General features: G+C 60.2%; 14 protein-coding genes and 1 tRNA gene. 11 read left to right on the top strand and 4 right to left on the bottom strand.

The window, feature by feature from the left end; all coding sequences use genetic code 11:
• Positions 1-688: 688 nt before the first annotated feature.
• The gene (locus tag EV191_RS22775; RefSeq protein ID WP_132879249.1) at positions 689-1903 is read left to right on the top strand and encodes an NAD(P)/FAD-dependent oxidoreductase; all 1215 of its coding nucleotides are present in this window, start codon (positions 689-691) and stop codon (positions 1901-1903) included.
• 1174 nt (positions 1904-3077) lie between these two features.
• Complete coding sequence (locus EV191_RS22770; RefSeq protein WP_132879247.1) at positions 3078-3650, top strand: HD domain-containing protein; 573 nt, start codon at positions 3078-3080, stop codon at positions 3648-3650.
• On the opposite strand, the gene EV191_RS22765 is transcribed toward EV191_RS22770, so the two are convergent.
• Both EV191_RS22765 and EV191_RS22760 read right to left on the bottom strand, forming a co-directional pair.
• Positions 3647-4120 (bottom strand): NUDIX hydrolase, encoded by a 474-nt coding sequence (locus tag EV191_RS22765; RefSeq protein ID WP_132879245.1) that lies wholly within the window; start codon positions 4118-4120, stop codon positions 3647-3649. The genes EV191_RS22770 and EV191_RS22765 overlap by 4 nt on opposite strands.
• Positions 4121-4134: 14 nt before the next feature.
• Positions 4135-4887: a DUF5919 domain-containing protein gene (locus EV191_RS22760; protein ID WP_132879244.1), complete on the bottom strand. Its 753-nt coding sequence runs from the start codon at positions 4885-4887 to the stop codon at positions 4135-4137.
• Positions 4888-4944: 57 nt separating this feature from the next.
• Here EV191_RS22760 and EV191_RS22755 point away from each other — a divergent pair, with 57 nt between their 5' ends.
• The 9 genes from EV191_RS22755 (at position 4945) to EV191_RS30640 (ending at position 11498) form a co-directional block, all read left to right on the top strand.
• The gene (locus EV191_RS22755; RefSeq protein ID WP_243659159.1) at positions 4945-5391 is read left to right on the top strand and encodes a hypothetical protein; all 447 of its coding nucleotides are present in this window, start codon (positions 4945-4947) and stop codon (positions 5389-5391) included.
• Positions 5392-5423: 32 nt separating this feature from the next.
• Positions 5424-5732 carry a hypothetical protein gene (locus EV191_RS22750; protein ID WP_132879242.1) on the top strand — a complete coding sequence of 103 codons (309 nt, stop codon included), beginning with the start codon at positions 5424-5426 and terminating at the stop codon, positions 5730-5732.
• Between the two features lie 375 nt (positions 5733-6107).
• Positions 6108-6875 carry a hypothetical protein gene (locus EV191_RS22745; protein ID WP_243659158.1) on the top strand — a complete coding sequence of 256 codons (768 nt, stop codon included), beginning with the start codon at positions 6108-6110 and terminating at the stop codon, positions 6873-6875.
• 102 nt (positions 6876-6977) lie between these two features.
• On the top strand, positions 6978-7802 hold the full coding sequence (locus tag EV191_RS22740; RefSeq protein WP_132879239.1) for an FtsK/SpoIIIE domain-containing protein: 825 nt from the start codon (positions 6978-6980) through the stop codon (positions 7800-7802).
• A 298-nt stretch (positions 7803-8100) separates the two neighbouring features.
• Positions 8101-8358, top strand: coding sequence for a hypothetical protein (locus EV191_RS22735; RefSeq protein ID WP_132879237.1), 258 nt, complete (start codon positions 8101-8103; stop codon positions 8356-8358).
• 57 nt (positions 8359-8415) lie between these two features.
• The gene (locus tag EV191_RS30185; RefSeq protein ID WP_165913060.1) at positions 8416-8586 is read left to right on the top strand and encodes a hypothetical protein; all 171 of its coding nucleotides are present in this window, start codon (positions 8416-8418) and stop codon (positions 8584-8586) included.
• Complete coding sequence (locus tag EV191_RS22730; protein WP_243659157.1) at positions 8583-10145, top strand: replication initiator; 1563 nt, start codon at positions 8583-8585, stop codon at positions 10143-10145. Before EV191_RS30185 ends, EV191_RS22730 begins: the two co-directional genes overlap by 4 nt.
• A gap of 10 nt (positions 10146-10155) precedes the next feature.
• A complete protein-coding gene (locus EV191_RS22725) occupies positions 10156-10344 on the top strand; it encodes a helix-turn-helix transcriptional regulator (RefSeq protein ID WP_132879235.1) in 189 nt (62 codons plus the stop codon).
• Between the two features lie 557 nt (positions 10345-10901).
• The gene (locus EV191_RS30640) at positions 10902-11498 is read left to right on the top strand and encodes a site-specific integrase (RefSeq protein WP_243659156.1); all 597 of its coding nucleotides are present in this window, start codon (positions 10902-10904) and stop codon (positions 11496-11498) included.
• A gap of 66 nt (positions 11499-11564) precedes the next feature.
• Here EV191_RS30640 and EV191_RS22715 read toward each other — a convergent pair.
• Positions 11565-11640: transfer RNA gene (locus tag EV191_RS22715), tRNA-Lys, on the bottom strand.
• 374 nt (positions 11641-12014) lie between these two features.
• Positions 12015-13232 (bottom strand): cytochrome P450, encoded by a 1218-nt coding sequence (locus EV191_RS22710; RefSeq protein ID WP_132879232.1) that lies wholly within the window; start codon positions 13230-13232, stop codon positions 12015-12017.
• Positions 13233-13301: the final 69 nt, after the last annotated feature.

The raw sequence follows: 13301 nt of genomic DNA, 5'->3' as shown, positions 1-13301 counted from the left end.
TGCTTTTTACTAGCCACGGGCTTGATCTCCAAAGTAGCTGATTCCCCCAACCGGGGTTCGCGAATAACTATGACTACCAGGACCAGGCTAAACAAGCACACATAACAATAACCCCGGGGGCTTATTAAGTTGACTATCTAACAGTGAAAAATAAGCGGATGTTCGGCGCATGTGGGTTAGTATCGGCGGCGAAGATAGCTAGGAGCGGGCCAGTCCTGGACGAATCTAACGCTTGAGCGCGAGCGAGCTCTCGGGTTCGTGGCTCATTATCGGGATCAACCATCGAGAGACCATCCAAAGTATACAAAGTATGTGGGTCTGCACCCATGGCGCTGCCGGGTAGGGATTGAGCACAGGGCACTGTGCAACATGTTCGCACCGGGAATGGCGGAGAAGGTTCGGTGTGCGCGGGTTGACCACAGGGCTAGCGGCGGCTCCGGTACCGCGCGCGATCACCGTGATGGCCGTTTCCCGTCGGGCTACAGAAGGTGGATACCGCAGCCCGGCAGCACGCTAGGTGACATGGATCACGCCCGCCGAGGGCGAACTTCAATGTGCATATGGGCCGCGTCGTTAGCTAGCGTTTCACCACGGGCTCAGCGGAATTTACTGATCGGAACCATTGCGCGCCGACTAAAGATAGTTCGCGCGGCGGCGCTTGGTGCCCGTTTCGAAAGGAGCAAAAGAAATGGTTGATCGTGCCGAGATCGTCGTGGTCGGTGGCGGCATACTGGGCTGCGCCGCGGCCCTGCACCTGCTGCACGCTGGCGTCCGTGACGTTCGGGTGGTGGAACGGGACGGTGTCGGGCAGGCAACCACTGCAGCGGGCGGCGGATTTCTCGGGCACTGGGCACCATATGAGCTGGAAAGCGAAGCATCCCAATACGGTCGAAAGTTCTATGCCAACCTGCACGATGACGGGCATGACATCGCCTATCGCGCGAACTCCATGCTGTATGTCGCGGCAAGTGCACCCGCGTGGGAAAGCCTGAGCGCGGATGAGTCGGCGGGGACATCCGTGTTGACCCCTGCTGAGGTGGAGGCGCGGACCGGAGGCGTGGTGTGCGCCGCGAGCGTGTTCGGTGGACTGCTCGACCAGAGCGGCGCACAGGTCCACGCGCCGAAGGTGGTGGCAACGCTCGCCGAGCGGGTTCGCGCGGCCGGTGGGGTGATCGACACCCGTCGGCCGGTCACCGCGATCACGGTCGAGGGTGGACGGGTACGGGCCGTGGAGACGGCCCGCGGTCGGGTGGATTGCGAGGCGGTCGTGCTTGCCGCGGGGGCGTGGAACAGCGAGTTAGCAGCGTCGCTCGGGTTCTTCCTGCCCACTGTGCCGCAAGTGACCTCCCGGATCACCACCGGGCCGCGCGGCGTGCCAGACACCCTACCCACCCTGTTCCTGACCGGTCTCGCTTCGGATGAACCGGACGGCGGCACCATCCTATGGGCCCGCGGCCACGACGGCGGCCTTCTGTGGGGTGGCACCTACGACGTTTACCCACGCGACATTCTGGTCGATACACCGGTACCCGAGCGGCTGGATGACCTGCCGATCGACGGCATCCTGGAGATCATGCGAATCGCCACGCGCGGCGCACAAGTTAGCCCGCGGCTGGCGGAGTGGACACAGTTGCGCATCAAACACGGCGCCCCCTGCTACACCCCCGACATGCGGGCACTGGTCGGCGAGATACCCGGCATCACGGGAGCCTACGTCCTGTCCGGAGACAACGAAGCAGGCATCACCTACGGCCCCGGCTACGCCAAAGCACTCACCCAGCGAATCGTCGACGGACCAAGCGAGTCAGCGCACCTGGACGCCTGGCGACCGGACCGCTTCAACGACCAGTTCACCACCCAAGGCCAGCTCCGCGACGCCCTGGCCGAGTACGACTGGACTTGATAACCGTTCGCCACGGCGGCAAGACGCGATGCATTACGTGGCATCCCCGTGCCTGCTCGGAAATTCGGGAGATCACCCCACCATAACCAGCGGTACGCGCTGCCAAAGCGGCAGCGCCACCAGGTAGTCGCCGGCGCCGAACGAACACGGCAAGAAGACAGTACAGCAGGCGCAAACATCATCGTGTTCGCCGCTACGAGCCCGCTGCTCGCACATCGGCGGCGCGTACCGCAAAGACAACGACGTCTCGCCCTGGACGATGAGCCACATGTCCGCTGTCGGCACGGCGCCGCTGGGACCTTAGCGAACGCCTTCTATTGGCACCGACCATGAGAACCAGTGGGTCGACGCCTGTTCACGGGCAGTCCACAGGCTGTCAACGCCGGTTGAACCTTGACCCAAGTGTTCCGGGCGGGTTCCCGACCAGGGGCCAGTATTCAACCGGAACGGGAGTGTCAGGAACTCCGGGCTGACAGCCCGGATGTCTGTGGACTCGGCAGACGCTTGATGCCCGCAGGCGGGCCGAGACCCAGGTAGGACTCGAACCGATGGTGTCAGCGGTTTGAACAACCGACGATCTGGTGGGCCGCCCGGGGCTCGAACCCGGAACCTACGGATTCTTTGGCCAGGGTCAGGGATGTTCGCGATTGTTCGCCAACGTGTGCGATGAAGTGGCCAAATAGCGAACGCAAACATCCATATTAGACCGTCGATCACGGTCGTTTACGGGTGTTCTCTGTGGGTAAAGTGTGGATGATCTGAGGTGTTGATCTTGCCCGTGAGTTCCACCGGGCAGGCCCCCGGCCTGCCCGCAAGGCTGGCCGTAGGGAGCAAGGGGACCCGAAGTCAAGGCCTGCCGCGACGATACGTGATCAGCCTGCAATCTGGTCGGCAGGCCTTGACTTTGGGGCAGCGACCGTACAATTCGCGGGCAAGATCAACACCGGAGGCGACTTTATGTTACGTTCTCGCGCCGCGCCATCACCGTGTGTAGCGCGTGGGCGGCAGCATGAGCGGCCCCGTACCCGATCGGCGCATGCCAGGGTACGGGGCCGCGCTAGTTCGCCCCGCGCTTCCGCCCCGGTGAGGGGCGGCTTGAAGACGTAAAGAAAGTCCTCACCGGTTTCTTGGCTCGCTAGGTGCTGATGTCGGCCCTCGAGGCTAGGATTGGGGAATGTCGTTAGTATCGTGGGCCTTTGAGACCTCCGCCGAGAAGTTGGCTGAGGTCTTGCCGCGACGCTGGAATCATGTGCAAGGTGTCGCGCGTAAGGCACGTTCTATCGGGGATATCGCTGGTTCGGATGCTGAGCTCCTCGAATCTGCCGCGATCCTTCATGACATTGGTTATGCGCCGGACCTTGTCGATACGGGCTTCCATCCGGTGGACGGCGCGAGCTATCTCGCCAAGGTTGGCGCTCCGGAACGACTTATACACCTTGTGGCGCATCATACTTACGCCGTTCATGAAGCTGAACTACGCGGGCTTCAGGACGAGATGGCGTTTTTTATCGATGAGCGAGGTTCAATCCGCGACGCTCTCTGGTACTGCGATATCACAACCTCGCCTGATGGTGAACCTGTGCATGCCGAAGATCGGATCGAAGAGGTCAAGGCACGGTATGGTGAGGGGCACCTTGTGACCACGTTTATTACAGGCGCAGCGCCTGAGCTATTGGCTGCTGTCGAGCGTACGAAGCGAAGGATTGAAGCTATTTCGTTGTCGCTCGAAACACGGGAGCAGACCTAGCCTAGGTATGGTTCTGTTCTCGCTTCGAGATAGTGTTTGATCCGGAGTTTCATCGATGGGTGAATGTTGAGCCTTCCGAGATCTTGCGGCAGGACCCATGCTACGGCCTTGGTCTCTGTTCCATCTTCATGCGCATTTCCGCTGATCGGGCGAGCAGAGAAGCAAATCGAGAACTGCTGTCTAACTTCTCCGTCATCGTATGCCATGACATGGTTCGGGTTGGTGTAAAGGCCTACAAGGCCAAGAATTTCTACCTCAACTCCTGTTTCTTCCTGGACTTCGCGGATGGCCGTCTGAGTGATGTACTCACCAGCATCATGGCCTCCACCTGGCAGGGCCCAAAGGTCGTTGTCCACTTTGTGAATTAGCAATAGATGTCCCGTGTTGTTTTGGACGCAGACGGTGACGGATGGAACAACGCTATTTGCGTTAGGTGCAGCGGGGTCATTGAAGTAATCAACACGTGCCATCGATCGCTCCTGTCCTACTGGGATACTTCATACGGCTTGGCGGAACTCCAAACGCGTTCAAAGCTCGTTTGGTAGTGGTCAAACATGCGGCCTCCGGGAACTCTTTGGAGATGCATGACCGGGTTGAAGGGAGCGCCAGATCCGTAGGCATGTGGGTTCACAAGCATTGTGGAATCACTCCGGTATATCGAGTTGTATAGGATTGTGTCGTGAAGCCGGATCTCGATCCCTTGGACTCCAACAAGTTTTGAGGTGTAGCTCAGCGCGGTTGTGATGCGCCCAGGCAGGCCGGCTTTGCCGATACCTTCTTCTTCACTACGCTTGATTACCTCGGACGATTCAGGATTACCGAATAGAAAGCGGACTTGAGCACCTGTTTTTGCTTTATCTATGAGAAGGTCCGTCAGTTCAGGGCGAGCGTCCAGCAGGAAAAGCCCCGAGTAAACGAGGATGTCCAAGCTATCGTTGAGATCATCCACCAGTGTGTTCCACATTGCTTGGGGTACCGCGCCACGATGCGGGAAGAGTTGGACGAATTCGGCTTGTGAAGCCTGCTGAACCTGTGGGTTTTCGGCTAATGATGGCCACAGGTACGTCTCGTTCTTCTCTAGTAGGCTGGCGGTTCTCCATCGGTGTCCCCGGTGGGGCGTACGGCCCGTACTGATCCAGCGTTCGACTGTTTTCGGGTCTACGCCAACGTGCTGTGCGACATCCGCGCTGGTTAGGCCAGCGGCTGCGATGCTTCCTCGCAGGCGCTCGTTCCCCATGTCTCTGCCACCTCCGGGACGCGATGGGACGTTTTGTCGATGCTAGGACGTCCCTAAGTGTCCCGTCAAGCGGTGATGTGTCCGCTGTTCTTGGCTGATGCTTTAGGTGCTCCGCAAAACGTAGAAGCGGACAGGACCGAAGTGATAACCGCCTTGGAGGGCAGTGTTATGCGTTTGCTGATTGATACGTCGCGCGTTCAGTTCCAGGTTAGCAAGGTTGGGCCGAAGACTGATCAGAACGGTGTTCAGCGTATGGAGCGGAATACGAATGTTCCGATGTGGTCTGTGCAGCTTGTCGCCATGGATGACAGTGGTGCTGAGGTGATCAACGTGACCGTGACGGCTCCCCAGCCGCCAAAGGTTGACGTGGGTACATCTGTGAACGCTGTTGAGTTGCAGGCGATTCCGTGGGCACAGAATGGCAAGAACGGTGTTGCGTATCGGGCTTCTGAGATCAAGCAGGTTACTGCGTCTAAGTCTAGTTCGTCGGCCGCGTCTTCCTGATCAATTGTTGATGTGCGACGGGAGTGCATGTCATGAGTCAGCAGATAACAGAGTCAGTTGTGGAATCTTTGTGGTCGCAGCTTCGTACAACCAGCGACTATCTTATGGAGTTGTATTCAGCCGCGAGTGATCTAAGGAACTTGCGTACTGAGTTTGGCGATCTGATGAGCGATGATCAGGACCAGTTGGACCGGATCAACGATGTGATGCTTCCAGAAGCTCGCCGTAACTTTTATGAGGCGACTGTGTATCACAGTCTCGCTCATGCTCAGTTGATTATGGATCGGGAGGATATCGAGATTCCCGGTATTTGTTTCCCTGTTGAGTATCCAGCCGCGTGACGGTTTACTTTAAGGATTGATTGTTATGGCTAAGCGATATGATCGCAGTGATTCGGCAAGAGGTTCTTTTTCTATTACTAAGGTAACCATCACGGGTAAGTGTGATGGATGTGGTTCTTCGGCTACCGCGAGTGGCTATGGAGAGCGTGGCGAGCGTATCGCTGTTACTGGTTCGTGTGTGAATGGGCATGAGATCACGATCATGCACATTGTTGATTGAGTTTTCCTCCTGAGAGTGCACGGGACCGGTGCAGGAACCGCCAAGAACCGTACCCGGTTCCGTGCCTCTCTTCTTATCAACTCTGCCTTGGAGGGCGAAGAGTCATGGCTAAGTCTACTGGTCGTGCCCGTGCTCGGGGAACACGTGGTGACGTGATGGAGGTATGGCAGACCCCGAAGCAGTCGTGGCCTGTCTTGATTATTGGTGCGCTGATTCGCTGGCGCGTGGAAATTCTGGTCACTGTGGTGGCTGTTGTGGTGATCCTGTGGCTCAACAACACGGTGGGCACCGTGTGGACCTTGGTGTGTCTCGCGGTAGTGCTCCTGATCGTGGCGGTGTGGCCTGGGTTGCGCCGGTTCGTGGTGTATCGCGTCTGGTGTGTTCTTGATCGGCACCGGATTCGGACGTGTTTACGGAACGCGAAGTTCCGCACGATGAATTTGGATGGTGCGTTGCCGTTCATGCTGTGGGCACGGCCCACGAAGACTGGTGAACGGGTGTGGTTGTGGACCCGCGCGGGTTCGTCACCGGATGAGTTGGACAACGTGCTCTCGCATGTCGCGTCGGCATGTTTCGCGCGTGAGGCGCGCGTCCATCACGTGCGGAAGATGACCACGGTAGTTGCGTTCGAGATCATTCGCCGCGATCCGTTGGAGAAGAGTGGTCCGGTTGAGTCACCGTTGGCGAAGTTGTCGGCCAAGGTTCATGGTCGCGTGCAAGACCCGGAGGGTGTCACGCCGTTGACGGCGGTCAATGTGACCCAACTTCACCCCACCCCCGTGGCGGTCACTGAGGCTACGGACACCAACTCGGGGAAGTCGGAAAAGCCGGGCAAGTCTCGGAAGAACACCTCCACGAATGTCACGCCGGAACGCCCAGCGGTTGTGGTGGGTGGAGAAGACCTCTCCGACTACATCGATTGATCCACCCACGAGGCACCCGCACCCCGCACCGCGTTTCTTGGGTGCTGGTGCTCTCGCTATATCCCCTTTTTGCTTTGTGGTTACTGGAAAGCAGGACTGATCATGCTACTCAAGAAGCGTAAGCACGGTGACACGATCCCGGTGTCGGGGTTGTCCATGTATGACCTGGTGCATCTGGGTGTTGATGAGTACGGGCACCGTGTCGAGATCGAACTTATCTACCGCAACATCCTGATCGGTGGAGAACCTGGCGCGGGGAAATCCGTGGCACTCAACAACATTGTGGCGCATGGCGCCTTGGCTGCCGATTGTGCACTGTGGCTCTTCGACGGTAAGCAGGTCGAACTTGGTCTATGGGAAGACGTCTCCGAAGTGTTCGTCGGACCGGATATCGATCTGGCCCTACTACGGTTACGACAGCTTCAAGCCGAGTGCAACCGGCGTTATCAGGAACTCACGGCCGCGAAACGCCGCAAGATTGACCGTAACGATCCGGTTGATGTGATCCTCGCCGTGATCGATGAATTGGCCTACTACACGGCCACGATCGGCACCAAAGACCAGCAAGAAGAGTTTATTCTGCTGGTGCGTGACCTGGTGGCGCGTGGTCGAGCTGCCGGCATCATCGTTGTGGCCGCCACGCAACGCCCGAGTGCGGACATCATCCCGACCAGCCTGCGGGACCTGTTCGGCTACCGCTGGGCATTCCGCTGCACCACTGATTCTTCATCGGACATCATCCTGGGGCGCGGTTGGGCACAACTTGGCTACAACGCCGCAACCATCACCCCCGCAGAACGCGGCATTGGCCTACTGCTCGCTGAGGGTGGTTTCCCGGGTCGGTTGAAGTCCGCGTTCCTCTCCGATTCTCACACCTACTCGCTCGTGGACTATGCCCGCGATCTCCGCATCAGAAAGGCAGCGTGACCATGAAACGACAAACACGCCCCATGGATCACCGCGACCAACACCTGTACCGCAACCTTCGTAAAGTCCAAACAGGACGTATTAGTCGCGCTGCTGGGATCACCCGATGCCCGGACTGTCGGATCGTGTTCATCCGGGACAACAGCACACCCGTTCCCTATTGCCGGGAATGTCGCCCGAACCACTCGGTGCAGTGCCGCACCTGTGGCACCAGCTTCGACGGTGACCACGACGGAAACGCCTACTGCCTCTGCTGCCGCAACCAAGACGCACTCTTCTAAGAAAGGGGACACCCCTCATGAACGCCTACGCTCCGATGTCTACCGCCGATGACGAACTGTGGCTGTTCGTTGAACTGCCCGACGGGATCGGTGTTGGCCGACTCGGCTATGACCATGACTCCGATGTGATCGGGGTCTTCCCGATAGACGCGTTCACCGTGCACGACATCATGCCCATTCACCGCTACAGCCTCCACCAGTGGAGCGGTGTCCGATGGGCCACCACCACCGACGTAGACACCTACGACGGCCCCTTCGTGGTCGTTGTCGGATAGGAGAAACCCATGCAACACCTAACACACCACGACCATCCACAACGGACAGTGATTGCTGTGACCGAGGAATCTGACGGCGTAGTGATTACCGCACAACATCCCCAACAACCAGGGTTGATGATCGGCCTTCCCGTGCTGATCACGTGGAACCAACTCGATCACGTTATCGAAGACCTCACCGCCATCTACGCATGGCACCGCAACGAGCAAGGAATTTACGACCAGTGACTGTTTCGACCATGACACTCAGCCCCACCACCGGGAGAGATCCCCACGCGGTGGGGCTGGGTGCCGTGGCCGAACCACGCCACCCCTACCAGGACATCACGACCCAGTTGGTGCAACGCGCCACCCGCTCCGACTACCACACGTGGCTCAACCACATCATGCCCGCTGCCGCGTGCAGCCACCCCGTACGGCTACGCCTGGAAGCCGAATGGCACCCCCGCAACGGTTCCCGCAGCGACATCGAACGCCCCACTGATGCGATGCCGGACGGACAGATCTACGTCGCGTGTAAGAACCGTCGCGCCTCAGTGTGCCCGGCCTGCGCAGAAACCTACCGCCAAGACACCTACCATCTCGTCAAGGCCGGCCTGCTCGGCGGTAAAGGCGTCCCGGAGACTGTGGCAGAGCACCCCTGCATGTTCGTCACTTTCAGCGCGCCCAGCTTCGGCCCCGTCCACTCCCCATCCCCCGAAGGTGACCGGATCTGCCGCCCCCGCCGTGCCGCCCAGAGCTGCCCTCATGGCGTCAACTTGGCCTGCTGGGCACGACACACCCCCGACGACCCACAAGCCGGTGAACCGCTGTGCAAGGACTGCTACGACTACACCCACCAAGCCGCGTGGAACCTACACACCGGGGAACTCTGGCGGCGCACCACGCAAGCCATTAACCGCACCCTTGCCCGCGCCGCGAAACGCTACGACACCCTCGTTCGCGTCTCCTACGCCAAAGTCGCTGAATACCAACACCGAGGCGTCATCCACTTTCATGCGTTGATCCGCCTCGACGGCCACGATCCGCAAAACCCGGATGATGTGTTCCCACCCCTACCAGCGTTGACCAGCACCGAACTGCGTAACGCTATACTGGCCGCTGGCGCAACACAGTTCACAACGGCCCCACACCCCCGTAACCGGGATGGCTGGCCCATCACCTGGGGTGAACAACTCGACTGCCGCACCGTCACCCTCACCGGCGCCGATATCGATGATCGCGGTGGCCTGTCCAACACCGCCGTGGCCGGCTATCTCGCCAAATACGCCACCAAAGCCACCGAAGACACCGGACACGTCTCCCGCCCACTCACGGACAAAAGCCTCGAACTCTATACCCAACACGACACCCATCAAGCCCGCCAACTCCAAGCCTGCTGGTACCTCGGCCAATATCCCCTCAGTTGCACCACCACCGAACAACGCGACGAATGGGACAACGGAACCGGCAACAAACCCGGCTGGGGAAAACTCCGCAAATGGGCACACATGCTCGGCTACGGTGGCCACTTCTCCACCAAAAGCCGCCGCTACTCCACCACCCTCGGAGCCCTCCGCGCCGTCCGCAAGGCCTACCAGGCCGGCCGGAATCCCGAAGCACTCAGCACCTCTTGCGCTGACGAGGACTCTGCCGCAACCGAGGCAGTAGTCACCCTGTCATGGCTATTCAACGGTACCGGCTGGCTCACGACAGCCGATGCCGCACTAGCCAATACAGCAGCCGCTAAAGCACGCGAACGCCAACAAACAGCACGCGAAGAATCGGAGGAGACCCTAGCTGGATAAGGACTGGATTATGTTGCACAACAAGGAAAGACTCTGGACTATCAACGATTTGGCGGAGTACTTGGGCATCCCGAGGAACACGCTGTACGCATGGCGAGCGCAGGGCTACGGACCGAAAGGTGTCCGTATGGGCAAGTACGTGCGGTATAGCCCTGAAGACGTCGATCTGTGGCTCGCGCAGATGAAAGCTTCCGTCTGATGGGCCGGCCACCATTGGAGGTTGGAACCTATGGTTCGATCCGGTTTTTGGAACGAGAATCAGGATGTATAGCGAGGACCCTCTTTCGAGATTTCGACGGCCGTACTAAGCCTGTCGAACGCTCCGGAAAGACGAAGGGACAAGCGGAGCGCAACCTGAAACGTGCCTTGAGGGATCGTGCCGGAGTTGACGGGGATGGTGTCACTTCCGAATCCCGACTTCGGGAGGTTGCCGGGCTATGGATGGACGGTATCCGGAGTGAGGTTGCTGCTGGCAAGAAGTCGCCCGGTACCGAAGATACATATCAGTCCATATTGGATCGGTGTGTCTTGCCCGGCGTTGGGGAACTTCGTGTGCGCGAAGCAACAGTAGCGAGGATCGATAGGTTCTTGGGTGCATTGGCATCCTCGGTTGGTGTCGCAACGGCTAAGACGGCCCGATCGGTGGTGTCGGGCATCATGGGGTACGCAGCTCGGCATGATGCAACGGATCTCAACCCAGTACGTGACACACGTCCACTAGGTGACGGCCGGAATACCGGGCCTCGGGCTCTAACATTGGATGAGCGTCAACGGTGGCTGGCGCTGCTGGAAGCCGACGAAAAGGCGGTCCGTTGGGACCTACCGGACCTGTGTCGGTTTATGATGGCGACCGGCGTGCGCATTGGCGAAGCTCTGGCGTTGTATTGGGAAGATGTTGACTTCAAGCGAGCAACGGTGGACATCCGCTACACAGTGCAGCGCATCAAGGGCAGAGGGCTCGTGCGAGGCCCAACCAAGACTGCTGCGGGGGAACGGCTACTGCCGCTGCCTAAGTGGGCTCTCGACATGATCATGCAGCGTTATGCGGACATCGGGTGCGACGTGCAGCCTGTGTTTCCTGCCGATCATGACGGCTTGCGTGATCCGTCTAACACGAACCGGGTCTTTCGGCAGGCGCGGGGCACTGATGAGTTCGCCTGGGTAACCTCACATGTTTTCCGTAAGACTGCGGCAACCGTTCTCGATGACGCCGGGTTCAGTGCGCGGATGATCGCGGATCAGTTGGGCCATGCACAGCCGTCGATGACGCAGGATGTCTACCTCGGTCGCAAGCTCGTGAACCCCGAGATTGCTGTGGCGCTTGAAGACGTCCTGAGTAAGAAGTCCGGGTAGTTTCCTGTGGGTAAAGTGTGGGGTGATCTTGAGCGATGGGCTCGATACCCTCTCTGACCTGCTGTTTGGTGGGCCGCCCGGGGCTCGAACCCGGAACCTACGGATTAAAAGTCCGCAGCTCTACCGATTGAGCTAACGGCCCATGGTGCAGTGTAGCGTCGCGGGCTTCGCGGTTTTCTGGCCGGTCCGTCATACCGGCTCGGCGACCGGCTATGTCGCTGTGGCCGGACTCGGGTGTGCACATGTCGTGCCTGTCCGTAGCCGAGTACCTCGGCGCGGGCCGTTGCCGTCAGCTCCTCCGGCCGCGCCCGTCCCGAGACAGAAAACGTGCAGGTGCCGGGTGGCGAGTTGCGCGGATCGCGCTGGTCACCGCACACCCGCGCGACCGATCGCGGTGTTCGGCTTCACCACCGACCCGGCGGACCGCACGTGCTCTACCCCCCGAAAGGCGGCACGTATCCGGGCGGCCTGCCGGACTTCCGGGAGAACAACGACCTCATCGACGCCGACGACCGGCTAGACCATCCAGGTCACCGGTAGTGCGTGGACACCGTAGATGTTCATGTCGGTCCGGAGCTTCACCTCGCCGGGCGGGATGGCGAGCTCGAGGGTCGGGAAGCGACGCAGCAGTCCCGCGAACCCGGCGCGCATCTCCATGGGGGCCAGTTGCTGACCGAGACACTGATGAATGCCATGACCGAAGGACAGGTGCCCACGCGCGTTGCGGTGGATGTCAAGCACGTCGGGGTTGTCGAAGCGCCGGGGATCCCGGTTGGCGGCCAGCAACGAAACGACGACGGTCGATCCCTCGCCGATCATCTCACCGCCGAGTTCGAGATCCTCGGTCGCGTAACGGTAGAAGATGTCCGCGACCGACAGGTAGCGCATGAGTTCCTCGACCGCGGCGGGCATCAGATTCGGGTCGGCGCGCAACTCGGTCGCCTGCTCGGGATTCTCCAACAGCGCGAAGGCGCCCAGCCCCAGCATGTTGGCAGTGGTTTCGTGGCCCGCGAGCAACAGCAGGAAGGCAGCACCGGTCAGCTCCTCGACGGTGAGGTCCTCGTGGCGGGCCAGGTCGGACAGCACGTCTTCACTCGGTTCGGCGCGCTTGTGCATGACCAGTTCGGCCAGGTAGGTGTTCATGGCGCCGTACGCGGCCATCTTCTCCTCGAGCGACTGGTCCTTGACCATGAACTTGGCGGTATTGGTCTGGAACGTCTCGCGGTCCTCGTAGGGCACGCCGAGCAGTTCACAGATCACCAGCGAGGGCACCGGCAATGCGAACTCCTGCACCAGGTCGACCGGTGGGGTCAGCCGCGCCAGTTCGTCCAGTTGCCGCTCGGCGACGTCGAAGATCTGCGCCTCGAGCTGCTTCATGCGGTTGACGGTGAAGGCTCCGGTGAGTTTGCGCCGCAGCCGGGTGTGATCCGGCGGGTCCATGGCGATGAACAGGCCCGGGGTCTGCGGGGATGGCTCGGTTGGCGTCGGCATGCCTGGGGTTTCGTAGGGTATGTGGAGGATGCCGATGTCCTGGCGGGAGCTGAACCGGGTGTCGGCCATGAGCTGACGGACCGCGTCGTAGCCGGTGACGAGCCAGCCCTCGTGACCGTCGGGGAAGATCATGGGGCTGACCGGGCGAGCCTCGCGCAGCGCGGTGATCCGCCGGGGCGGGTCGAATGGACCCGCATCCCGCTCCATCGGGAGACCCTGTGGGACGTCGTCCATGCGGCTCATCTGGTGTCCTTTCGTGACGGTCGGTTGCGGCCAACGCTCGCCGGGGGCGCTGACATCCGGCTGACACTG

The sequence above is a fragment of the Tamaricihabitans halophyticus genome (assembly GCF_004340875.1).
In the GTDB taxonomy this organism is placed as follows: domain Bacteria; phylum Actinomycetota; class Actinomycetes; order Mycobacteriales; family Pseudonocardiaceae; genus Tamaricihabitans; species Tamaricihabitans halophyticus.
The sequence above is the reverse complement of the archived record's forward strand: the minus strand, read 5'-3'. Positions and strand labels throughout refer to the sequence as shown.

Coding starts and splice junctions, on each gene's coding strand:
- EV191_RS22775 (WP_132879249.1), top strand. CDS start 689: ATGGTTGATCGTGCCGAGATCGTCGTGGTCGGTGGCGGCATACTGGGC.
- EV191_RS22770 (WP_132879247.1), top strand. CDS start 3,078: ATGTCGTTAGTATCGTGGGCCTTTGAGACCTCCGCCGAGAAGTTGGCT.
- EV191_RS22765 (WP_132879245.1), bottom strand. CDS start 4,120: ATGGCACGTGTTGATTACTTCAATGACCCCGCTGCACCTAACGCAAAT.
- EV191_RS22760 (WP_132879244.1), bottom strand. CDS start 4,887: ATGGGGAACGAGCGCCTGCGAGGAAGCATCGCAGCCGCTGGCCTAACC.
- EV191_RS22750 (WP_132879242.1), top strand. CDS start 5,424: ATGAGTCAGCAGATAACAGAGTCAGTTGTGGAATCTTTGTGGTCGCAG.
- EV191_RS22745 (WP_243659158.1), top strand. CDS start 6,108: ATGGAGGTATGGCAGACCCCGAAGCAGTCGTGGCCTGTCTTGATTATT.
- EV191_RS22740 (WP_132879239.1), top strand. CDS start 6,978: ATGCTACTCAAGAAGCGTAAGCACGGTGACACGATCCCGGTGTCGGGG.
- EV191_RS22735 (WP_132879237.1), top strand. CDS start 8,101: ATGAACGCCTACGCTCCGATGTCTACCGCCGATGACGAACTGTGGCTG.
- EV191_RS22725 (WP_132879235.1), top strand. CDS start 10,156: ATGTTGCACAACAAGGAAAGACTCTGGACTATCAACGATTTGGCGGAG.
- EV191_RS22710 (WP_132879232.1), bottom strand. CDS start 13,232: ATGAGCCGCATGGACGACGTCCCACAGGGTCTCCCGATGGAGCGGGAT.